Raw genomic sequence first — 20,768 nt, forward strand, 5'->3', positions numbered from 1 at the left:
AGTTGTAGCATAAATGAATGTGTTAATCACAGGTTACTTTAACGATTATTCCAAACAGAGAGTTACGCAATCGTTCCCGGAAAACTGGACTATTCAAATCGTTGAACCTCAGCGAATCGAAGAATTTATCAGTGAAGCGAATGTATTAATTCCAGAGCATATCGAAGTAGATGAAGCATTATTAAATAAAGCACAACAGTTAAAATTTGTTCAGACGGGCGCTGGTTTTGACAATGTTGATATTGAAGCGTGTAGCAAAAGAAATATTTGGGTAAGTAATGCGGCTGGAGTCAATGCGAATGCAGTTGCCGAACATATTATGGCATTGATTCTTGGGTATTACAAAAATATCTCGTTCTTGGATCAGTTTATGAAAAATAAAGGAGATGAAACGAAGCTAGAGTATACTGGCAGCGAGTTGCTAGGAAAAACCATCGGTACTATAGGTTTTGGGGCGATTGGCTCCAGAGTAGCGGAACTGGCCAAAGCTTTTAAAATGAATGTTCTAGCATATGACACGAATAAAAATATTCAAAGTAATAATGATGTAGAATTGGTTGATTTGGATACATTAATTAGAAATTCTGATGTAATTACAATCAATATTTTTCTAAACGAGTCTACAAGAAATTTAGTCGATAAAACATTTTTAAAGCAAATGAAAAGTAATGCATTATTGGTAAATACAGCAAGAGGGCCGATTGTATGCGAAGATGATTTGATTGAAGCTTTAGAAAATAATGTAATCGGTGGAGCTTGTCTGGATGTATTTGCTGTGGAGCCATTAGATTTAGATAGTAAACTACGAACTTTGAAAAATGTTGTCTTAACCCCGCATTCTGCAGGTATGCCGGATGGCACAAAATTTCATGAAGCAAGGTATCGTTTCTTTGTTCAAAATATCGAACGAGTAATGCGCAATGAATCACCGCAAAACAACTTGAATCAAATCAAATAAAGTATAGCTTCGTGATGTTGAATCTAGGATTACCTTCTAGCTAGTTTGCCCCACGCATAGACATACTAGCCTGAGCAATAAAGGTGCTCCAGGTTAGGACGATGTTGAAGAGATTACATATCCTTATCGGGTGTGACAGACTGGAAGGGAACAGAGCATGCATACTGATAGAACAGAAGGCGCGCGGCAAGACAGCCGGGTGCCTTTTTGTGATGCCTGAATCAAGTGAACCAGTTTATAAATGGATGTTTTGACCTTCTTTCGAAAAGGTGAAATGACGAAATCTGAATAGTATTTGAAACTATCTAGATGATAAATTATGCAAAAAAAGTTATTACTAGTTTGATAAATATGAAAAAATAGGAGGAATTAATCTTGAATCCATATGTAATTTTGGCAATAGCCATCGTAAGCGAAGTAATTGGTAGTTCAATGCTAAAAGTATCAAATGGATTTAAAAAGTTGTTCCCTTCCATCGGAGTTGTAATAGGTATGGGGATAGCTTTTTACTGCTTATCTTTATCTCTTAAAACAATTCCATTGATTACGGCTTATGCGATATGGTCGGGAGTAGGTACAGCATTAACCTCTTTGGTAGGCGTTATTGTTTATAAAGAAGGTTTTAATTTTAAAAAATTTTTAGGTTTAGCCCTAATCATTGGTGGAGTTGTCGTATTAAGACTCTCAAGTGGTAGCGCGCATTAACCTTTAGAGAATCGGAGGCAATATATGAAAGGTTATATGGCTTTAGGAATGTCCATTATCAGTGAAATAGTTGGCGTGACAATGCTTAAATTATCGGAAGGATTTACAAAATTATTCCCTTCCATTGGAATTATCGTTAGTTTTGGACTAGCGTTTTATTTTTTATCATTATGTCTTAAAACGGTTCCCTTAAGTTTAGCTTATGCGATATGGTCAGGAGTAGGCACAGCATTAACCGCGGTAATTGGAATACTTTTTTGGAGAGAACCATTCAGTATCATGACATTAGTTAGCATAGTATTAATAATTGGAGGGGTAGTTTTATTAGATGCTTCTAAAAGTCCAAAAAAATAAGTAATTTTTCTTAAGCTCTAGTGATTCAAAAATATAGCAAGAGGGCTGTATCCTATGATTGCAAAAAAACTTTCTAAAAACAGCACCTCCCATTGTCTAACAATCGGAGGTGCTGTTTTTGTGTACGATTGAGATATTTTGAAATAATGCATGAAACATGTGGTGATCTACAGCTTAATGGTTTCTTCAAGCTTTCCATCAATGAACAATTGGTAAGTAATAATTTACATGCTCCGCCACTACCAATAAGCGCAACAATAAAAACAACATTGGCGGTTGTTGAATGTTTTTGAACACCCTTTAAAATAATTGTTTTAGTGGCTAACAGTGTGGTTAACCGCTCATCTTCTAAATCTCTTAATGTTTCACAAGCCGCATCAATGACAAAACCTGAATGAATTTTAGCGAAGTCCATATTGGTCAGAGATATTAGATTTTTAATAATATCCTTCTATTTTTAATTGAATTAAACTAAAAATTCTGATAAATTATTAAAAAATAATTGATAGGAGGTTTAGTACATATTTTAAAGGTGGAGTTCTTGAGTAGTTAACTATTCATATCGAGTGAATTAAAAAGGTGTGATTATGTTGAAAAGGATTTCTAAAAAAACAATGCTATTTTCGATGCTTTTGGTTATGATGATTGCTGTATCGTACTATCTTATTGGGCAAAAAAAACCACAACCCGAGGTGACAAGTGAATTGACTGAGTTTTTGCCAAATGGTGAAAAGAAGGTAAGAGTGATGGAAGAAGTCGATGAAGAAACAACGCAGTGGCGGAGGGCAAAAGAGGCAGATATACAATCACTCATAGCAGAACAAACAGGTTTAAAAGGTGAAGATATTCTAGTTTCGGCAACCTCTGATTCCAATATAGGTGATACGGAGAATCAAGAAATAACATGTTCGGTTGTGTTGCGCACTGAGTCAACATTTGATGACCAAATTATTCAAAACATAGTAGATGGGATTATCCATGTTTTCAAACAAGATTCGAAGGATGCAACTATTAATAAAGAAAACATTGTCATTGCCAATAATACAGATGTCCTCTATTAAAAAGACAACGGCTATGTAATAAAAAGTAAATAACCTTTTGGAAGTAAAGAGGGGCTACTTTGATAGCACCTCACTAACACAAATGATATGCTCTCAAAATTTTATTTGTTTTAGATGCCTACACCTGGGAGCATATCTTGCTTCATTGGGTGCTTTTTTATGCCAATAATCAACCATTTTATTTAGAAAATTATAGATTTTATAAACTACATAAATATAGAATTTAATAATAACAAATAACATATTTGCAAATAATACAATTTTGCTAGGTGGCAATTCTACGTTCAGCTTGGAACGTATCACGAAAAGGAGGTAATTTTGTACGGAAAAACATTGCTATTTTTAGTTTGAGTATCGCTTTTATTTTAGGCATACCATTTAAATGGGTTCAATATAAAGGGGGGAGGAGTAATGGGGTCCCGTCAGATTTATACGGATTTACAACTTCCCTGCTGTTAAACTATCCATATAGATGGATGAAACTCATCAACACATTGACTTATTTTGAGAAACACTTTACAATAGGTTTAAACAATTAAACGTTATAACGGAGTGAGCAATGAGCATGGACGAATTTATTGGCAATCAGAAGGCAATTCATATTTTCGAGAATTTAAGCCTCTATTTTCATGGCTTGGGAGACCCTATTCGGCAGCAAATCATAGCGTTGCTGATCGACAAGGAGAGTATGAATGTGACGGAAATTACAGAACTTATTCCCATGTCACGACCTAACGTCTCTCATCACCTGAAAGTATTACGGCAAGCAGGGCTGCTTAAGGTTCAGAAGAAGGGCACGCAAATGTTCTACAGTCTTGAGTTTGACGAAGCAATAGCGCTTATGAAACAGCTTGTCCATTTTGTTGAAGAGGAATGCCAGTGCTAATGTCATTAACTTGACTAGCACATGTCATCCCTTTTTTTATAAGTATTACGTTTATCAGATTAAACGTTTAATTATTTAAAAGGAGATTGATAATATGAACAGAAAAATGGTACTTATTGTAGGAGGGTACGGTGCAGTAGGCAGACAGATTGCTCAAATATTACATGATCGGCACCCCGAACTGGATATCACTTTGGGAGGAAGGTCACCGGAAAAAGCGGCACCTTTCGAGTCCGAACGGATCCAAACAATCGTAGTTGATAATAATGCGGATGATCCATTACTTTATGTAGGCGACAATGTATCGCTAATCATTAACTCAGTCAACGATCTGCAGGATCGGCTGCTTCTGTCGGCAGTTAAAAGGAAAATTCCACTCATCGATCTTACTCGCTGGACAGAGCTATTCCAACAATCGGTCACCAAGTTAAAAAAAACAGATCTTCATTCCCCTGTCGTGTTGTCTTCCGGATGGATGGCGGGAACTGCTTCACTATTCGCCATGCTGCATTCGACCTCACTTCAGAACGTCGTCGTTAATATTCATGCGCTATACTCGCTGCAGGACAAAGCAGGACCTGATTCTGCGGCGTACATGGATCGTATGGCCATTCCATTCTATATTACAGAACCGGAAGGAAGACGTCTTGTATTTCCAATGACAGAGCCGGTGAAAGTCCAATTTCCAGATGGATATACTGCAAAATGCTACCGCCTTGACACTCCAGATCATGTGACTTTGCTAAAGGCTGGCAATGTGGACTCAGCCAACTTCCGCATCTCTTTCGACAGCAAAGTCGCTACCACGATGCTTGTCGGCATGGTTAAGAGCGGAATATGGAAAATGATAAGTGGAGAGCGATTTCGTTCACTTAGACGAAGCCTGCTCTACAATCCGGGTAGTGGCAGTGCACATCACATCCTTATACATCTAAAGGGACGAGATCAGAATGGGCACTGGGTTGAACGAAAAATCACAATTTCTGATCCGCTTGGTCAGACTCATCTTACCGCCTTGGGAGCTGCTGTCCAAGCAGAAAAGCTATTGCGCATACCAGAGGACAAACCGCTAGCTCCAGAAATTTATTTTCCAGAAGATTTACCTGATGTACGGATGGATTCCTCTGAAATTAGCAATTTTTTCAAACAATATGGAGTTCTTATATCTCACTAACTCAAATTTCGCAGGACGAAATCGGCAAATAAACCCTGATAGGGGTCTCGTCAAATTTATGCGGATTTACAACGTTAAGAAATATACACGATTTTATGCAAAGTGAAGAACAAACCACACAAGTAAAAATACTGCTACGTCAATCGTTTACGCCATCTGTATAAAAAGACGTATAAGTAATGTTCATAAGAAAAGCCACAAAACGTTGATTTAACAACATTGAAGTGACCCCAAAAAAGTTAGATACGGTTAATTCATTAGCAGCTTGTGTAAAATGAGTTCGGTATTGCACCGGACTCATTTTTAATGTGCGCCCGGCATGCGTATGAACTACAGGGTGCAAGTCCCGATCCCCGAAGACAGAAGTAGAGGTTAGCCAAGAGCAAAGGTGTCCGTGGTGACGCGGAATCTGAAGAAAGCTGGCGGCAAAACACCTGCCCGAGGAACACGAATCTCATACAAGGCTAGATACGATTGAGTGAGTTTGCATTACAAAACAAAGCTCTTTCTATCAAAAGCTGTAGCTAGTAAATAACGCGGATAAATGGTGTGAACGCATGTGCTTACCCTAACACCGACTAGAGTTGTTATAGTCTGTTATAGTTTTTTAAGACATAAAAAAGTTGATTCCAAAGTTTGAGAATCAACCTAAACATTTCATTCTGTTAGAGTTCCCTTTTACGGAAAATTATTTTGAAGAAAAATTCTATTTAGTGCACCATATAATTGTTTTTTATTACGTTTCAGTTCTACCCATAATCCGAATTATATGGTAATTTCTATTTTATTTTTTTACAAGTGATATTCTAAATGATTCAGTTCAAATTCTTCTCTTGTCATCCCATAACAAATACCATCATAATAGACCCCTTTTGTGAAAATGATATTCCTTAGTTGCCCCTCTTTCATGAATGCTAATTTTTCATGCAGTCGCATGGATGGATTATTGAAAGAATAAACAGTTGCATTTACTTTTTGATAAGCAAGCTCCAAAAAGAAGAAGCGAAAAACCATTAAAATCATTTCTTTGGCATAACCTTTACCTCTATATGATTCAAATACAGCCAAATAATACTCAAAGGTACCATTCTTTTGATCACAATCAAATGTTTCAATCATACCAACAATATTATTATCTCTATCCACTGCAATAAAACGGAATTCATCTTCTTCCAATTGTTCTTCTATCCATTTTCTCATTTTATCAATCGAACGTGGAAAATGAAGTGAGTCCATATTTCGTAGAATTTCATCATCTAATGATTCAAATATAACAATATCTTCAGGTTGAATCGCTCGTAATGTAAGGTTTTGTCCTGTCTAATAAGTAACTGCCATATTAACTTTTCCTCCGTTATTTGTATTTCAACAATTGAATGAACATGTTGCTTCGTTACAACAAAATATTAACATAAATAACCAAAATGAATAACAAGTGATACTCATTTAAATGGCCCATTTAAAATAACGTGTCCATAACTCTATAGTATTGATACTGTTAAATTGGTGTAGTAGTATCGAGGTATTAAGTTTTCTTATGTGCACATGTTCCGTCACATGAGCAAAACCTCGCTTATCAATCATCCTTAACGTTTGCTGGTAATTATACATTTCAAATTTATCCAGCTCACTTTTATATTCAACCATATATTTTTGCAAATCTTTAAAACGATAATCTTGATGATGTATATCTGTTGAAAGCTTTTTATTTGCAATTGTTAATTGATTTAAAGTTTTTTCAAGATATGTTATTTCGTTTGGATCTATCATCTAAATCCCTCCATCTAAATTTTTCACCTAGTTTATCAAAAAGAATCTCGCTGGTGTTATAGTGGAGGGTTAACATTTTAATCCAACACTTAATTCGCTGTTTCAAGGATTAAAAATTGTATAGTTGGAATATTTTTTTGCAAAAAAATATTTATTGCAATAGCAGAAAAAGCTAGTTGTCGTTATTTTGTCGACAACTAGCTGTTATCCATTATGTTTCCAAATCAGGGTAGTATAAATCTTTACGTAAACAGACATCTCGATGTGTCAATGTTTCACCTTTAAAGCGTAACCAAATCTCGTCATCTGCCATAACGCCATGTGTTTTACGGACAATGCCCCAGCGATTATAGGCTTGTAAACCTAGACTCTCAAGAAGCTCCTGTGCATTCATACGAGTAGGGGGGAAAGTCCGCCATTTCAACCAACGTTCTAATTCTTCGAGGGTAATATGCCCTTCCATGTTTGGTGAAAATTGCTTATTGAAATCTTCAATATAATTAACAACATAAGGTGTACCACCATTAGCTGGCTTTAAATCTACGGAAGCAATGACCTCGTCCATCCACATAACATCAAATTTCATAAAATCAATCATCATTATCACCTTCTATCCATAACTTTTGAAATATAGGGTCGTTCAGTTGTGATAGTAAAACGGTTTTTGCACGGCCAAAATCTAAAGGACTATCTTCCAGGCGTGCCATTAAAAGCTTTTTATTAATAAACGGTGGGCCGTCATAAAGTGAAAGTTGCTTTGCAAACGATGAATTAAGTGGCTTTGCTTTTACTTTTCGTTTTAAAATGGAAATCGGTTTACCTTGTGCATAATCTTTTTCATCAGATAATAGGCTTAGCCCATTGTCAAAAATAGGGGCGAGTGACCATGATTTATGTTTAGGGTCATACAAAAAAAGGATGTTATTTGTATGACGGTCTTCATTTAAAATGAGTGCATCAAAAGCAAATAATTGTGCCAATTCTTTTCGTACGTTAAGTCCTGTAAAGCTTTCAATTTGTGCAGATAGTTGCTGAAATTTCTCTGCTGTTGATAGTGTCTTGTCTGAAGTAATAGCATCAGTTGAGGTGAAATTTGCCTCAAATAACCGTTCGAGTGTAACTTCTTGTAAATCTCCACGAAAATCATATGAATAACATCCTTTAGTCATTTCACCATCAGGTAATTCAATTTCACAAGGAAAGTATTGAACGTAGCGGTTGATAGGCAAACTGGAGCAGCTAAGTACAAGGGTCGCCAATACTTCTGCATGACCTTCATAGCCACGGGCATTTTGTTTTACCCATTTGTCGCCAATACGCCATTTTGATTGGTCGCCTTTACTAGATGTACTAATTATAGGCTGTGCCGATTTAGGAATACTGACTCTTTCGATTCGCATTGTACCACGTCCTTAATATGACTTTCCTCTATTATACATAAGTGATACTTTAAAACCCTATAGCTTTAGCAGTTTTTCGGTAATAATGTATGGCATATTCGATAAAAATGATTTACAGTATGGAGTGGTGTTAGTAGACTCGTATATTCGTTTTACCATAAGGTTTGATTTAGCTAAATCAACATAAACAAAGAACGAGCATCGGTTGTGTGCACGTTCTTTTTTAGTACCTTTTCAGTTGTGAAAAGAGCTTAATACGCACCTATCAGTTGGAAAGGGGCATTCGTAGTCGAATGATGAACAAGAACTTTAAAAGAGTTGTGAAAATCGTTTTATTAGTCGTGGTATTAATAGGTTTACTTGTAGGATACGCTTTTAAAATTGAACCAAAGATGCTTGTCGTTCATTCGTATCATTTGAATGAAGACAAAGGCGCATCAGTTAAAATAGTTCAAATATCAGATATTCAAGTTAGTGAAACATATACCGTCAATCAATTAAATCGTTTAGTCGAAAAGATTAACCAAATTTCGCCTGATATAATTGTGTTTACGGGGGATTTATTCGAAAATTTTTCTACGTTTCCACAAAAACAAGAAGTCACTGATAGTTTATCGCAACTGAAGGCTACGATGGGGAAATTTGCAGTATGGGGTAATCGTGATTATGGTGGCGGAGCTTTTAAAATCTATGAAGATTTATTAATAAATGCTGATTTTACATTATTGAATAATAGCGGCGTTACGGTTCCAGTTTCGAATGATAAAAAACTATTTATCGGAGGAATGGATGATGGGTTACTTGGAAAGCCAGATATAGACCTGTTGTTATCGCAAATGAATGATACGTATGATTATGAAATTGTACTGATGCATGAGCCAGATATGGCAGAGCTTTTACAAGATACTTCCGTTAATTTGCTGTTAGCTGGACATAGTCATGGAGGACAAATAAGGATTCCCTTTATGAAAACTATAAAGACGTCGTTGGCTGAAAAATATGATGATGGATTTTATACGATTAATAAAGACAATGGCATGCAGCTTTATGTCAATACAGGTATTGGCACGTCTAGAATCGCTGCTCGTTTTATGGTTCCGCCTGAAATCGCTGTTTTTACTATTCATTTGTAAGTTTAAAGTTGTGATGAATAATCTCGTAGTTATATACTTTAATAAACTGATATAGGGAGTGGAAAGACTATTGGCACAATCTAGAGTATTGTATGTTGTTTTTAGCCTAATGGCAGTAGTTTTTATTCTGACGGGTTGTGGGACGTCAAAAGAGGAGAAGACAGCGGAAGAAAAAGTAGATTATGCATCGGCTGTGAAAGAAAATCCAATTGTGACGATTACAATGAACGATGATAAAAAAATTGTGGTTGAACTAGAACCTAAAGTTGCGCCGAATACAGTGGCGAATTTTATTTCCTTAGTAAACAAAGGATTTTATGATGGGCTTATTTTTCATCGTGTAATTCCTGGCTTTATGATTCAAGGGGGCGATCCTTCAGGAAATGGATCAGGTGGTCCCGATTATTCAATTAAAGGTGAGTTTACTGAGAATGGCTTTGAAAATAATTTAAAACATGAACGCGGTGTCATTTCAATGGCACGGACAAACGGTGACCCAAATTCTGCGGGCTCTCAATTTTTTATTATGACAGAAGAAGCGTCACATCTTGATAAACAATATGCTGCATTTGGCAAAGTGATTGAAGGAATGGAAACGGTAGATGAAATCGTTGCTGTGGAACGTGATGCCACAGATAAGCCATTAGAAGATCAAATCATGAAAAAAGTCGAAGTGGATACAAAGGGCTTTGACTACCCTGCACCAGTAGTGCAAAAATAGTACGCACATTAAAATACACGTTGATTGGCTGCAATGATGCGCAGCTGGTCAACGTGTTTTATTGTTGTATTTTTTGAAAACCCCTTGCTATGCGAGGGGTTCTAAAGAGCTTCTAGCTATGGACAAGAAAAAATCCCCAGCCGTACAATGAAATCAGGTCTGGTCAACCGACTCCGTACGAAAGGGGATCCAAATGGATAATAAAAGTTTAGCACACACGACATGGAATTGTAAGTATCACATCGTCTTTGCGCCAAAATATAGAAGACAGATTATTTATGGGCAAATCAAGGTAGATGTTGGTCGAATTCTTCGACAGTTATGTGAAAGAAAAGGAGTAGAAATTATAGAAGCAACAGCATGTCCTGATCATATTCATATGTTGGTAAGTATTCACCAAAATTAAGTGTTTCATCGTTTGTGGGTTATTTGAAAGGGAAAAGTAGTTTAATGATATTCGATCGACATGCGAACCTGAAATACAAATATGGAAACAGGAAGTTTTGGTGTCGCGGATATTATGTAGATACAGTAGGAAGAAACAGAAAAATCATTCAGGAATATATAAAAAATCAATTACAGGAGGATATTCTTGAGGATCAAATGAGCATGAAAGAATTCATTGATCCATTTACAGGAGAAGAAATAAAAGCAAAAAAGCGAAAATGATAAAACCACTTTAGTGGTAGCGTGAAAACGGAGTGCGGTTGGCGGACCTTTCAGTGTGTCTTTAGACATGGGCCAGTACCCCAGCGTTTCACGCGTAGAGCAAACCACCAGTTAGACTGGTGGTTCTGATTTTAGAGGAGCGAAAAGATTTTCGTTCCTCTTGTTTATTTTAGTAATTCTAAAACGCCTTGGCTTGTTTGATTTATATGGGCCATCATGGATTGAGATGCTTGTAATAATACTTGGTCTTTTTGTAATTTAGAAATTTCCTTAGCCATATCGGTGTCGCGTAATTTAGACTCTGCAGAAATAAGATTTTCTTTAGCATTATTAACATTAGTTAAAATGTGTTCTAATGCATTCTGATATGCCCCGTATTTTGAACGTTCTTTCGAGACATATAGGCTAGCATTGTCGATGAAGGCAAGCGATTGTTCAGCATCTTCGCGTGTTAAGACGTTAAGACCATCAATACCAAGGGAAGTAGTACGCGCATCTGTTAATACAACTTTAAAATGATGTCCTGCATTTGGACCTACTTGTAATAACAAATAATCTGAATCAACTGTTGACGGTGTCCAAGTACTATCTGTTACAGTTGGAGGAACATCTAATCCATAGAAAGTATTCACTTCTAGCGTTTCTCCAGGTGTAAGTGCACGTTCATTCCATTTTAATGCATAACCGCTGTCACCAACTGGGCGATTATTATCAGTCCAAGCGGGAGATTGAATATTTGTGTATTGACCAACACGGAATTCATCTGGAGCTATTAGAATATTGTTGCCAGTAATTGTACCTTTTGCTTTTAATTCTGAATTCCCTGCATTATTAAAGACTTCAAATGAATTAGGCACATCGCTTCCTACAAAACCTTTTTCATATGCCAACTGTTGATTATCAACTATAATTGGTGCTCTATCATCGGTATCCAACATTGTATCCATATGGAAATAGAATCCGACATTTTGAGGGCTACTACTTGTATTTTCTATACTATATTTAAATTCAAATTGATCTTCTACTAATTTTACAAATTGAGTAACTTGTATATCATTTATGGAATAGACAGTTTTAAATATACCATTCGAATAAGTTGTAGGCTGCAATATATTTGCTTTTAAGTTGCTAGAACTACCATTTACTAATAATGAAGGTTGGGTTGTTGCTTTACCTGCACCATAAATTAAAATTCGATTATCATCATTTTCACTACCCGGATAGCCAAGATTTGTTCGCAAGTCAAAGCTACCATCTGGCGTAACATTTAATGCAAGATATTTATTCATTATATAATTTTCTGCACCTTCAATTTCAAAGTAACCTGATAACTTCTCTTGGCGTAATGGATGCAACATATTGTATTCCGTGTTATTTGCAATGTCATTAATACCGCTTTTAATGGCATCAATCTCTTTTTGAATTAGTGCACGGTCTTGGTTTGTCAATGTATCATTGCATGCTTGCAGTGTAAGCTCACGCAAACGAATTAAATTTGGATTTTGAATTTGGGCAAGCCCTGATTCAGCAGTTTGGATAAGTGATATTCCTGCTAGTCCATTTTGCTCCGCTTGTTCCAGTCCGCGAATTTGCCCTCTCATTTTTTCGCTAATACCAAGCCCTGCAGCATTATCGGCAGCTTTATTAACTTGGTAACCAGTAGATAATTTATTAAGTGTTTTATTCAACTCAGTATTTAGATGGTTATAACGATTTTGAGTAAATAGACCTTTGCTTTGTTGAATTTTCATAACTATTCTCCTAATATTATATATAGAACTATTTTATTATTATAACCCAATATTCTACAAAACAAGAAATGTAGTGAAATAAATTTTAAGGGATAGATAAACAGATAAAAAGTACGGGGTAATCAAATGTTTTTATTGGTATTTTTATTTTATATAAACAATAATGTTAAATTGTGTTATTGTTTAAATGTTGTTGTTAAAGATAAAGGATTAGAGAGGGGACGACAATGGAAATAAAGATATTAACTAAGAATGATTTTATATATTATTTAGAGTCACTAAATGAACTTTTTAGAATTTCATTTAATCGTGATATTCATCCGAATTTTCTAAAATGGAGGTATTATGATAATCCTTGTGATGATTTATTAGTTGCTGTTGCGATAGATAATAATAAAATTATTGCAAATTATTCTGCTTCACCTCATTTAATAGAGAATGATAAAACTACATATAAAGCTGCACTGTCAATGACAACAATGACACATCCTGATTATAACGGTCTCGGTTTATTTACTAAATTAGCTGAACTATTATATCAAGAGATGATTAGAAGAAATTACAGTTTAATTTGGGGGTTTCCTAATAATAACTCTCATGGCATTTTTAAAAATAAACTACAGTGGCAAGATATTTATGAAATTCCGACATTTACATTAAATCTATCCACAGCAAAAATGAATGATTTAGATGATCTTTATAGTTATGGTTTTGACAATAGCTTTGACAAAATAGTTATGTTTTCTAAAGAAAAACAATATCAGGTCAAAAAAAGTTCAGCGTATTATAAATGGCGTTATTTAAATAATCCTGTAAATGAATATTACAATTATTATTTGAAAGATTTAGATGTATATCGAGCTAATATTATTTATAAGGAATATGGAGCTAGTATAGATATTGTTGAAATCAACGGATTAACGGATGTTGATAAAATTAAATTAATAAAGAAATTAATAAATATTTTTAAAGAGCAGAAAAAAGAGCAAATAAATTGCTGGCTAAATGTAAATGATCCACTTCATAGTGCTTTTGAGAGAATTGGGTTTACAAATACTATGCCTATTACATATTTTGGAGCTAGAAGCCTTGGTGAGAATATAAACATTCGTTCTTATAAATCGTGGAACATTTTTATGGGTGATTCAGATGTCTATTAAAAAAATAGTTGCTTTTACTGGAATTCGTTCAGACTATGATTTACTAAGCAAATTATATAGCGAAATAAATAAAATCGAGGGTTTTGAACTAAAATTAATTGTTAGTGGTGCACATCTTTCTGAAACGATGGCATACTCTGTGCAAGAAATAATAAAGGATGGCATTCCTATTTTAGCAAAAATTGAATCTTTATTAGACTCTAATAGTCTTGCTGGTAGGGTCAAGTCTTTATCTATTCTAATGCAAGGAGCCATCCATTCAATAGTAGATTATAATCCAGATTTAATAATTGTAGTTGGTGATAGAGAGGAAGTCCTAACTGGAGCAACGATTGGGACCTATTTAAATATACCTGTCGCGCATTTTTTTGGAGGCGATCATAGTACGGACGGTCATGTAGATAACCCTATCCGCCACGCTACTTCCAAATTAGCTAATATTCATTTTGTATCTAATGAAGTTTCAGAAAAAAGATTGCTTGCAATGGGCGAAGAAAAATCAAGAATTTTTAACATTGGTAGCCCTTCATTAGACAAATTTAAAGATACACCCATTTTAACTAAAGAAGAAGTGTTTAATAAGATAGGTATTTCAATGGATATTGAAGATTATGCATTGTTGATTTTTCATCCTGAAGCACAACATGAGCGGGACTCTGGAGAACATTTGAGTAATATATTGGATGTTTTAAAAGAAAAAAATATTTTTACATTTGTAGGATATCCAAATTCGGATAGTGGTCAAGTAGAGATTATCAATACATTAAAAAAATATTCTTCTGATACTAATTTTTTTATGTATAAAAACCTTCCAAGAGATATATTTGTAAATCTTTTTAGAAATAGTTCTTTTTTAATTGGAAATTCAAGTATGGGGATTTATGAAGCACCTATGATAAAAAAGCCAGTAATTAATGTAGGTAATCGGCAAGTCGGAAGATATTCTACTGAAAACGTTCTATTTGTTGATAGTTCTAAACAATCGATAAAAAATGCAATTCATAGACTATCAAATGTGGATTATATAGAAAAATTACAAAATGTAAAATCTATTTACGGGGACGGTCAATCCACACAAAGAGCATTAAAATTTTTACAAAATTTAAATTACAGTGATTTTATATATAAAATAACAGACCCATTGGAGGACTTAGATGAATGAGTAAAAATGTCGTGATTGTAACGCCTCACCCAGATGATGAAACGCTAGGGTGTGGGGGTACTATTTTAAAACATGTAGAGCATGGTGATAAAATTTTTTGGCTAATTATTACTACTATGGGTAGCTTTTTTAAAGAAGAAGCTAAATTGAAAAGAGCTAAGGAAATTGCAAAGGTGGCAAAGCAATATAACTTCAATGAAACCTTTGAGTTGGGATTTGAAGCGGCTATGTTAGACCAAGTCCCAGAAAGTAATTTAATTGGAGCAATTAGTAGTGTTTTTCATAAAATTCAACCAAACATAATATACGTACCCTATCCAAGTGACATTCATTCTGATCATAAATTTGTGTTTGATGCAACTATGGCTTGTACTAAATGGTTTAGATACTCATCTGTAGAAAAAGTATTAGCTTATGAAACTTTATCTGAAACGGATTTTACAATAAATCCTGATGCAAACAATTTTAGACCTAATGTTTATGTTGATATTAAAGACTATTTAGAGCGTAAGATTGAAATTATGAATATTTATGAATCAGAAATTAGTAACTTTCCATTTCCAAGAAGTGAAAAAGCTGTTTCATCACTTGCTTATGTTCGTGGTGCTGCAAGTGGCTTTGAGGCTGCAGAAGCATTTATGTTATTAAAAGAAAGGATTATATGATTGTTAGTAGGGTGCGCCAATATTTTTCTATCAAAGAATAACTGAAAGGGAGGCACAAGGTGTCCTCTTTCAGTTTTTTATTTTTGGAGTGCATTTTTTGATATTTCTAGGATTGAAGAAGGTATATACTCTTTTTGCATGGAAATAAGCCAAATAAAATCATCTTCAGCAATAATTTGAATGTCGTATCCAAGTTGGATGAGTTGCTCTGCTTTTAAATGTTTCGTGCTTTTGCCTCGTCGGTTATGACCGAGAATAACAAAAGCGGTGTCCTTAGTGACAGCCCCTTGCATTAAACCGCCACAAGCTCGTGCTTTTTTTGCAGCTTCTGCGCGTGTCATCGTAGAAAGAGCCCCTGTAAAGACGATTTGTTTATTATAAAATGGATGCATTATACGTTCGGTTAGATTAGTAAGAAAGATAATGTCCTCGTTGTCCTTATTGGTGTTCATATAGATTCTCCTAAGAGCTTAATATTAAAGGGCGAGCCACTTGTTCGTAGGCTTGCATTTAGGCAATAACTACTGCTACTGTATTTGTAAAATAGTACTTTCACGTAAATAAGTAACGTTATATTGAATGGCTAATTGTTGTAAAAAACAAAGAAGCGCTGGTATTTGACAAGTAAGAAGCAGTTGCTCGTATGTTCGTTTTTCTTCTATTGAGGCTACTTTACGAAAATACCCCCACATATGCTGACAAGCATTGCGCATGCTGCCTTCAGTTGGCGTTTGTTGTAATGCAACTTCGATTAATTGTTTAATTTGTTCATGGCTCATCATGTCGCGCATGGCCAGACGGAGTTGATTGTAATGCTTTTGGCTATGAAACATAACGCGATATTTTTCTTCACGCCATAATTTTTCTGTTAGTTGACGTTGCATCTAATCACCTTTCACATAACTGTTTCAAACTCATTCTACTTGATTTAATGAAAACATCAAAATGTTTTTATGCTGGTATAGTAAAGCATTTATTAAAAATAGGGGAATTTGGGTAAGCTGATACAAGAGCTAGCGTAATAGTATGCAAACTATATTTTATCATTCAATGACCTATCGTAATGATTGAATTACATTTAGCAAATTGGTATATTAATGTATACATATACAATCGATGATGTGACTAAGTAAATAAGAAATGTGAAACAGAAAATATAGCCTAGGCTGAGAGCTATAGCACCCCTTCTTATTGAACCCTACCACGGAGATGTCAGTTAACAACTAACCGAGTCGTTTCGTTACAAACGTTTAGAGGGCATATTATTAATTATGCCGAACTAAGGTGGTACCACGTCAACTAGCGTAAAGACGTCCTTTATTAGGATGCTTTATGCTTTTTTTATGAACTTGATTTGGATGCATGCCTTGACCGAATTAAGTTAAATGCTTCGCTGGGTAACATAGATTTTAAAAGGAGCTGTTTGAGCAGGCTCGAATAAAGTCTAGATGCTATTTTGTCGAAGTGAAATAGATTTTTTCAAAATAGGAGGAAAAAAGATGTCTCAAAAAACAAATGATTTTTCAAAATGGTATGTGGAAACGATACAAAAGGCGGATTTAATGGATTATACGCCGGTTCGTGGTTGTATTGCCTTTAAACCAGACGGCTATGAACTGTGGGAACATATTCAAGCGGAGATGGATAAGCGTTTTAAGGAAACAGGTCACCGCAATGCCTACTTCCCGATGCTTATTCCAGAATCTTTTTTCCAAAAGGAAAAGGATCATATTGAAGGATTTTCGCCAGAGCTTCCTTGGGTGACCGAAGCGGCAGGTGAACAATTAGAAGAGCGTTTAGCGCTGCGCCCAACTTCGGAAACAATGATTGGGCATTTGTATTCAAACTGGATTAAAAGTTATCGAGACCTTCCTGTTTTAATCAATCAATGGGCCAATGTATTCCGTTGGGAAAAGAAAACGCTGCCGTTTATCCGTACTTCGGAATTTTTATGGCAAGAAGGCCATACGGCGCATGTTGATGAAGAAGATGCACGGAAAGAAACAATGCAAATGTTAGCTATTTATAAAGAAGTTGTGGAAGGATTATTAGCAATTCCTGTCTATGATGGACAAAAAACACCGTCAGAACGTTTTGCTGGAGCAGTTGATACATTTTCAATTGAAGCTATGATGAAGGATGGCAAGGCCGTACAAGCAGGGACATCTCATTATTTAGGCACAAAATTTGCCGAAGCTTTTGATATCAAATATTTAAACAAAGAAAATAAACATGTCCATGTGCATACAACATCATGGGGAACATCTACTCGATTAATTGGTTCTGTTATTATGGTGCATGGTGATGAACAAGGACTTGTTTTACCACCAAGAATCGCTCCAACGCAAGTTGTGTTAATCCCAGTTGGTCCTTGGAAAAAGAACCCTGGGATTATTGAGAAATTGGATGAAATTTTTACTGCGTTAAAAGCAAAGGGCATCCGTGTGCGTCTTGATGATTCAGACCAATCACCTGGTTATAAGTTTAATGAATGGGAGCTAAAAGGTGTACCTGTGCGTATTGAATTGGGACCACGTGATTTAGAAAATCAGCAAGGCTTAATGAAAGCCCGAGATGAAGAAGAAAAAGTATCTGTTTCTTTAGAAACAATTGTAGAAAGCATAGAAACAGAACTTGAAACGATGCAAACGCGCCTATTTGAAAAAGCAAGAGCTTTCCGTTCAAACAACTCTCATACCCATATCGATTCAATGGAACAGTTAAAACAGCATTTAGCTCAATCAGAACAAAATGAAACAATCCCAGGTTGGATTTTAGCGGGTTGGTGTGGAGATGATGTGTGTGAAGAAAAGGTAAAAGAAGAAACAAAATTTACAACTCGTAATATACCATTCAACCCACCCGTTACAAAGCATACTTGCATTCATTGTGGGAAAGAAGCACAACATACAGTTTGGTTCGCCCGTGCTTACTAAATCTAACTTTGTATGGTAGAAAGCATGTTAACATGCTCAAAGTATTGACAAAGAGGCTGGGACATAACTAAAAAAATTTAAGGAACAGAGGAAAGGTGTTCGTAAATTTTTGCTATTATGGGAACTTGGCTATTTGCAAAAAAATAGAAGTGTTCACTAGTTGTTGGTAGCGAAGGCGGTGACTCCTGCTCAGAACGCACACAGCGTAAGACGCGGGCATTTCGCGCGTTAGCGAGGAGGGTTACGGCTTACTGTGCTGAGCGGAAAGCACCGCCGAAGCGGACAATAACGGCGTAGCAAAAAAGTGTTAGATTGATTGCCATCAATCTAACACTTTTTCTCTTGGTCCTAGCCTCTTCTAACTGAATTGTGCTTAGATTTAGAGTATTTCGTTATGATTTCCTCTCTTTGAAATGTATCTTCTACTAACATTTTAATGCTTGTATTTGTAGTCTCCAGAATAGCTCCTTCCAAAAACTGAAAAAATCCGGCGATATTGCTTTTCTCGTCTTGATGTATATAGCTGATTTTGAGGCTGTCCCTCATATGGAAACAATAATGCAGTCACCTATTGAAAAAAGCTCTTCTTTACACTGTGTAACATTCCTTTTAATTTATTTTTACCTGTCAATAGAGCGTATCCTTTATGAAATACAGCATTTATAGTGAGTTACTTAAATTCTTTCTTGCTATATTTGTACTAATAAAATTTATGAAACTATAGTTGCGTAATTATGTAAATTAATGCATTATATTGTTAATAGGTATTAATATTTATGAATATATTTACATTTTTAGTATTTTAGGTATAATAGTTAATGATTGGAAAAAAGGATAACTGTCATGAGTCATAGATGACAAATTTAATGATTAGCTCTAAAATAATTGTAAATAGATGGGCTTTTCCATTCCTACAAAAGAGCGAAATCACCTTTATTATTTATGCCTCTGATGCCGTTTGAAAGTGGTGATACATAACAGTCAAAATTAAGTATGTTTAATGTAATGAATTCTTAGCAATATGTGCGCTGCCTGTTGTTCATTCTAGGAAGCACAACTCCTTTGTTATTTTAAGGTGGAAGTATATTTACTTGAAATACCCGAAGTCAAACACCAAGGATATCTGCATTGTTAACTATTCATTTTGATTGTTAGAAGTAGCTCAAAGCCAAATCGCAATTAAAATAAATAATTGGTAAGGTGAATGATGGAAGAATTAAAACAATCATTAAGGCGAATTATCAGTAATTATCAACTATCGGATGAGTTTAGCCGTTGTTTAACCTCCTTGTTAGATCAACATGAAGGTGGTGATTTTAGTGATTTAAGTAAATTGCATTTTCAATTGAATGGCGGTATATTAACGAAATCTATCCAGGAAGTTTTTAATCTTTTGGAACTCTGGATTCTTTTTACAGATATTGTTGATGATATCGAAGACGGTGATGAATCAAAATGGGGAATAGAGGGGAATTTATTGCTTAATGCTTCGACAGCTTTCGTTAGTATCGTTATGTTGGAGCTACAAAAGGTAGAAATACCTTATAAAAGTGAGGTTACTCGTTTATTTTGCCATTACTTACTTCAAGCAGTTGATGGTCAGCATCATGACCTAATCAATCAGATTACATCTGAAGAAATGTATGTAGCCATTGTAAAGAAGAAATCTGGTTCGTTAATAGCACTTTCTTCATTGCTCGGAGAAGTATTAGCAACTGGAAAGTATTCCGAAAAGCTTGAAATGAGTGCGTACTATATTGCAATGGTTGCACAGTTAAATAATGATTATGGCGACTTATTAAACTTACAAAAAGATTTACAAAACAAAAAAAGAACATTGCCAATATTGTATCTATTACAATATGAAGATTCAGCATTTGATGAATTACGCTTGTATTATAGTCAGCAGGTCGATTCAACAAAGAATATGTGCATTTCGCCACAGCAAATTGAAGCTTCAGGGTTATCTATATACATGCATCTATTACAGTCTAAATATCGAAATCTAGCACTTGAATTACTAAAAGAAATTTATCCAACTCAAGATGTATCGCTATTCCAAAAATATATTTAAGAGGTGAAGGACATGTTAGAAATCGTTCAATATATTAATAAAAATCGCAATATTTTAGATCTTTTAAAAGAAAAAAGAGTTTCACTTTTAAATGTAAATGAACTAGAGCAAAATTTAATTTTAGAATCCTTTGAACATGGTGAAAAGAAAACATTAAAGGATTCATATTTAATGTATTGGCGTCCGTAA

21 protein-coding genes, 2 pseudogenes and 1 other annotated feature are annotated in these 20,768 nt (G+C 35.1%); of the genes and pseudogenes, 15 read left to right on the top strand and 8 right to left on the bottom strand.

Translation table 11 applies throughout. The annotated features are described in order from the left end of the window. Window positions 1-13: 13 nt before the first annotated feature. The 3 genes from MHH88_RS05960 to MHH88_RS05970 all read left to right on the top strand — a co-directional run bounded on the left by MHH88_RS05960 (window position 14) and on the right by MHH88_RS05970 (window position 2,017). Entirely contained in the window at window positions 14-958 is a 945-nt protein-coding gene (locus MHH88_RS05960) for an NAD(P)-dependent oxidoreductase (protein WP_108029564.1), read from the top strand. 375 nt (window positions 959-1,333) lie between these two features. After that, entirely contained in the window at window positions 1,334-1,663 is a 330-nt protein-coding gene (locus tag MHH88_RS05965; protein ID WP_339261819.1) for a multidrug efflux SMR transporter, read from the top strand. Window positions 1,664-1,687: 24 nt separating this feature from the next. Then, on the top strand, window positions 1,688-2,017 hold the full coding sequence (locus tag MHH88_RS05970) for a multidrug efflux SMR transporter (RefSeq protein WP_231785751.1): 330 nt from the start codon (window positions 1,688-1,690) through the stop codon (window positions 2,015-2,017). Between the two features lie 73 nt (window positions 2,018-2,090). Here MHH88_RS05970 and MHH88_RS05975 read toward each other — a convergent pair whose 3' ends face one another. Next, the gene (locus tag MHH88_RS05975) at window positions 2,091-2,432 is read right to left on the bottom strand and encodes a hypothetical protein (RefSeq protein WP_339261822.1); all 342 of its coding nucleotides are present in this window, start codon (window positions 2,430-2,432) and stop codon (window positions 2,091-2,093) included. 172 nt (window positions 2,433-2,604) lie between these two features. On the opposite strand from MHH88_RS05975, the gene MHH88_RS05980 reads away from it, so the two are divergent. From MHH88_RS05980 to MHH88_RS05990, 3 genes are all read left to right on the top strand, one after another. Further along, window positions 2,605-3,078, top strand: coding sequence for a hypothetical protein (locus tag MHH88_RS05980; protein WP_339261824.1), 474 nt, complete (start codon window positions 2,605-2,607; stop codon window positions 3,076-3,078). A gap of 565 nt (window positions 3,079-3,643) precedes the next feature. Next, window positions 3,644-3,964: a metalloregulator ArsR/SmtB family transcription factor gene (locus tag MHH88_RS05985; protein ID WP_339261825.1), complete on the top strand. Its 321-nt coding sequence runs from the start codon at window positions 3,644-3,646 to the stop codon at window positions 3,962-3,964. Window positions 3,965-4,058: 94 nt separating this feature from the next. After that, a complete protein-coding gene (locus MHH88_RS05990; protein WP_339261827.1) occupies window positions 4,059-5,138 on the top strand; it encodes a saccharopine dehydrogenase in 1,080 nt (359 codons plus the stop codon). A gap of 792 nt (window positions 5,139-5,930) precedes the next feature. On the opposite strand, the pseudogene MHH88_RS05995 reads toward MHH88_RS05990, so the two are convergent. The 4 genes and pseudogenes from MHH88_RS05995 to MHH88_RS06010 form a co-directional block, all read right to left on the bottom strand. Then, window positions 5,931-6,476, bottom strand: a pseudogene (locus tag MHH88_RS05995) (GNAT family protein). A 108-nt stretch (window positions 6,477-6,584) separates the two neighbouring features. Then, a complete protein-coding gene (locus MHH88_RS06000) occupies window positions 6,585-6,908 on the bottom strand; it encodes a hypothetical protein (protein WP_339261829.1) in 324 nt (107 codons plus the stop codon). Between the two features lie 211 nt (window positions 6,909-7,119). Further along, window positions 7,120-7,509: a hypothetical protein gene (locus tag MHH88_RS06005; RefSeq protein WP_227665417.1), complete on the bottom strand. Its 390-nt coding sequence runs from the start codon at window positions 7,507-7,509 to the stop codon at window positions 7,120-7,122. Continuing rightward, entirely contained in the window at window positions 7,499-8,308 is an 810-nt protein-coding gene (locus MHH88_RS06010; protein ID WP_141705566.1) for a hypothetical protein, read from the bottom strand. Before MHH88_RS06010 ends, MHH88_RS06005 begins: the two co-directional genes overlap by 11 nt. Before the next feature lie 293 nt (window positions 8,309-8,601). Here MHH88_RS06010 and MHH88_RS06015 point away from each other — a divergent pair, with 293 nt between their 5' ends. The 3 genes and pseudogenes from MHH88_RS06015 to tnpA all read left to right on the top strand — a co-directional run bounded on the left by MHH88_RS06015 (window position 8,602) and on the right by tnpA (window position 10,831). After that, the gene (locus MHH88_RS06015) at window positions 8,602-9,441 is read left to right on the top strand and encodes a metallophosphoesterase (protein ID WP_339261834.1); all 840 of its coding nucleotides are present in this window, start codon (window positions 8,602-8,604) and stop codon (window positions 9,439-9,441) included. A gap of 109 nt (window positions 9,442-9,550) precedes the next feature. After that, window positions 9,551-10,162 carry a peptidylprolyl isomerase gene (locus tag MHH88_RS06020; RefSeq protein WP_339263001.1) on the top strand — a complete coding sequence of 204 codons (612 nt, stop codon included), beginning with the start codon at window positions 9,551-9,553 and terminating at the stop codon, window positions 10,160-10,162. A gap of 193 nt (window positions 10,163-10,355) precedes the next feature. Further along, a pseudogene (gene tnpA, locus MHH88_RS06025) lies at window positions 10,356-10,831 on the top strand (IS200/IS605 family transposase). 164 nt (window positions 10,832-10,995) lie between these two features. Here tnpA and MHH88_RS06030 read toward each other — a convergent pair. After that, on the bottom strand, window positions 10,996-12,582 hold the full coding sequence (locus MHH88_RS06030; RefSeq protein WP_069509940.1) for a flagellin: 1,587 nt from the start codon (window positions 12,580-12,582) through the stop codon (window positions 10,996-10,998). Window positions 12,583-12,809: 227 nt separating this feature from the next. Between MHH88_RS06030 and MHH88_RS06035 the strand changes: the two genes are divergently transcribed. Genes MHH88_RS06035 through MHH88_RS06045 form a run of 3 tightly spaced genes read left to right on the top strand, consistent with a single transcriptional unit; the run spans window position 12,810 to window position 15,569 of the window. Further along, entirely contained in the window at window positions 12,810-13,742 is a 933-nt protein-coding gene (locus tag MHH88_RS06035; RefSeq protein ID WP_339261836.1) for a GNAT family N-acetyltransferase, read from the top strand. After that, window positions 13,732-14,904, top strand: coding sequence for a UDP-N-acetylglucosamine 2-epimerase (gene neuC / locus MHH88_RS06040; protein WP_339261838.1), 1,173 nt, complete (start codon window positions 13,732-13,734; stop codon window positions 14,902-14,904). The genes MHH88_RS06035 and neuC overlap by 11 nt, the downstream gene beginning before the upstream one ends. Beyond that, window positions 14,901-15,569: a PIG-L deacetylase family protein gene (locus MHH88_RS06045; protein ID WP_339261839.1), complete on the top strand. Its 669-nt coding sequence runs from the start codon at window positions 14,901-14,903 to the stop codon at window positions 15,567-15,569. The genes neuC and MHH88_RS06045 overlap by 4 nt, the downstream gene beginning before the upstream one ends. Window positions 15,570-15,646: 77 nt before the next feature. Here the strand turns inward: MHH88_RS06045 and MHH88_RS06050 are convergent, their stop codons facing one another. Together MHH88_RS06050 and MHH88_RS06055 are read right to left on the bottom strand one after the other, a co-directional pair. Beyond that, window positions 15,647-16,021, bottom strand: a complete 375-nt coding sequence (locus tag MHH88_RS06050) for a BRCT domain-containing protein (protein ID WP_339261840.1) — start codon at window positions 16,019-16,021, stop codon at window positions 15,647-15,649. A gap of 75 nt (window positions 16,022-16,096) precedes the next feature. Continuing rightward, window positions 16,097-16,453 carry a YbgA family protein gene (locus MHH88_RS06055; protein WP_069509934.1) on the bottom strand — a complete coding sequence of 119 codons (357 nt, stop codon included), beginning with the start codon at window positions 16,451-16,453 and terminating at the stop codon, window positions 16,097-16,099. A gap of 223 nt (window positions 16,454-16,676) precedes the next feature. Continuing rightward, window positions 16,677-16,890 (top strand) — a binding site (T-box leader). A 178-nt stretch (window positions 16,891-17,068) separates the two neighbouring features. On the opposite strand from MHH88_RS06055, the gene proS reads away from it, so the two are divergent. The 3 genes from proS (at window position 17,069) to comX (ending at window position 20,768) form a co-directional block, all read left to right on the top strand. Continuing rightward, window positions 17,069-18,505 carry a proline--tRNA ligase gene (gene proS / locus MHH88_RS06060; RefSeq protein WP_339261842.1) on the top strand — a complete coding sequence of 479 codons (1,437 nt, stop codon included), beginning with the start codon at window positions 17,069-17,071 and terminating at the stop codon, window positions 18,503-18,505. 1,204 nt (window positions 18,506-19,709) lie between these two features. Then, window positions 19,710-20,579 carry a class 1 isoprenoid biosynthesis enzyme gene (locus tag MHH88_RS06065; protein ID WP_339261844.1) on the top strand — a complete coding sequence of 290 codons (870 nt, stop codon included), beginning with the start codon at window positions 19,710-19,712 and terminating at the stop codon, window positions 20,577-20,579. Window positions 20,580-20,591: 12 nt separating this feature from the next. Beyond that, complete coding sequence (comX, locus tag MHH88_RS06070) at window positions 20,592-20,768, top strand: competence pheromone ComX (RefSeq protein ID WP_103977245.1); 177 nt, start codon at window positions 20,592-20,594, stop codon at window positions 20,766-20,768.

It is taken from the genome of Lysinibacillus sp. FSL K6-3209 (genome assembly GCF_037976175.1).
Classification (GTDB): domain Bacteria; phylum Bacillota; class Bacilli; order Bacillales_A; family Planococcaceae; genus Lysinibacillus; species Lysinibacillus sphaericus_D.

Coding starts and splice junctions, on each gene's coding strand:
- MHH88_RS05960 (WP_108029564.1), top strand. CDS start 14: ATGAATGTGTTAATCACAGGTTACTTTAACGATTATTCCAAACAGAGA.
- MHH88_RS05970 (WP_231785751.1), top strand. CDS start 1,688: ATGAAAGGTTATATGGCTTTAGGAATGTCCATTATCAGTGAAATAGTT.
- MHH88_RS05975 (WP_339261822.1), bottom strand. CDS start 2,432: ATGGACTTCGCTAAAATTCATTCAGGTTTTGTCATTGATGCGGCTTGT.
- MHH88_RS05980 (WP_339261824.1), top strand. CDS start 2,605: ATGTTGAAAAGGATTTCTAAAAAAACAATGCTATTTTCGATGCTTTTG.
- MHH88_RS05985 (WP_339261825.1), top strand. CDS start 3,644: ATGGACGAATTTATTGGCAATCAGAAGGCAATTCATATTTTCGAGAAT.
- MHH88_RS05990 (WP_339261827.1), top strand. CDS start 4,059: ATGAACAGAAAAATGGTACTTATTGTAGGAGGGTACGGTGCAGTAGGC.
- MHH88_RS06000 (WP_339261829.1), bottom strand. CDS start 6,908: ATGATAGATCCAAACGAAATAACATATCTTGAAAAAACTTTAAATCAA.
- MHH88_RS06005 (WP_227665417.1), bottom strand. CDS start 7,509: ATGATGATTGATTTTATGAAATTTGATGTTATGTGGATGGACGAGGTC.
- MHH88_RS06010 (WP_141705566.1), bottom strand. CDS start 8,308: ATGCGAATCGAAAGAGTCAGTATTCCTAAATCGGCACAGCCTATAATT.
- MHH88_RS06015 (WP_339261834.1), top strand. CDS start 8,602: ATGATGAACAAGAACTTTAAAAGAGTTGTGAAAATCGTTTTATTAGTC.
- MHH88_RS06020 (WP_339263001.1), top strand. CDS start 9,551: ATGGCAGTAGTTTTTATTCTGACGGGTTGTGGGACGTCAAAAGAGGAG.
- MHH88_RS06030 (WP_069509940.1), bottom strand. CDS start 12,582: ATGAAAATTCAACAAAGCAAAGGTCTATTTACTCAAAATCGTTATAAC.
- MHH88_RS06035 (WP_339261836.1), top strand. CDS start 12,810: ATGGAAATAAAGATATTAACTAAGAATGATTTTATATATTATTTAGAG.
- neuC (WP_339261838.1), top strand. CDS start 13,732: ATGTCTATTAAAAAAATAGTTGCTTTTACTGGAATTCGTTCAGACTAT.
- MHH88_RS06045 (WP_339261839.1), top strand. CDS start 14,901: ATGAGTAAAAATGTCGTGATTGTAACGCCTCACCCAGATGATGAAACG.
- MHH88_RS06050 (WP_339261840.1), bottom strand. CDS start 16,021: ATGAACACCAATAAGGACAACGAGGACATTATCTTTCTTACTAATCTA.
- MHH88_RS06055 (WP_069509934.1), bottom strand. CDS start 16,453: ATGCAACGTCAACTAACAGAAAAATTATGGCGTGAAGAAAAATATCGC.
- proS (WP_339261842.1), top strand. CDS start 17,069: ATGTCTCAAAAAACAAATGATTTTTCAAAATGGTATGTGGAAACGATA.
- MHH88_RS06065 (WP_339261844.1), top strand. CDS start 19,710: ATGATGGAAGAATTAAAACAATCATTAAGGCGAATTATCAGTAATTAT.
- comX (WP_103977245.1), top strand. CDS start 20,592: ATGTTAGAAATCGTTCAATATATTAATAAAAATCGCAATATTTTAGAT.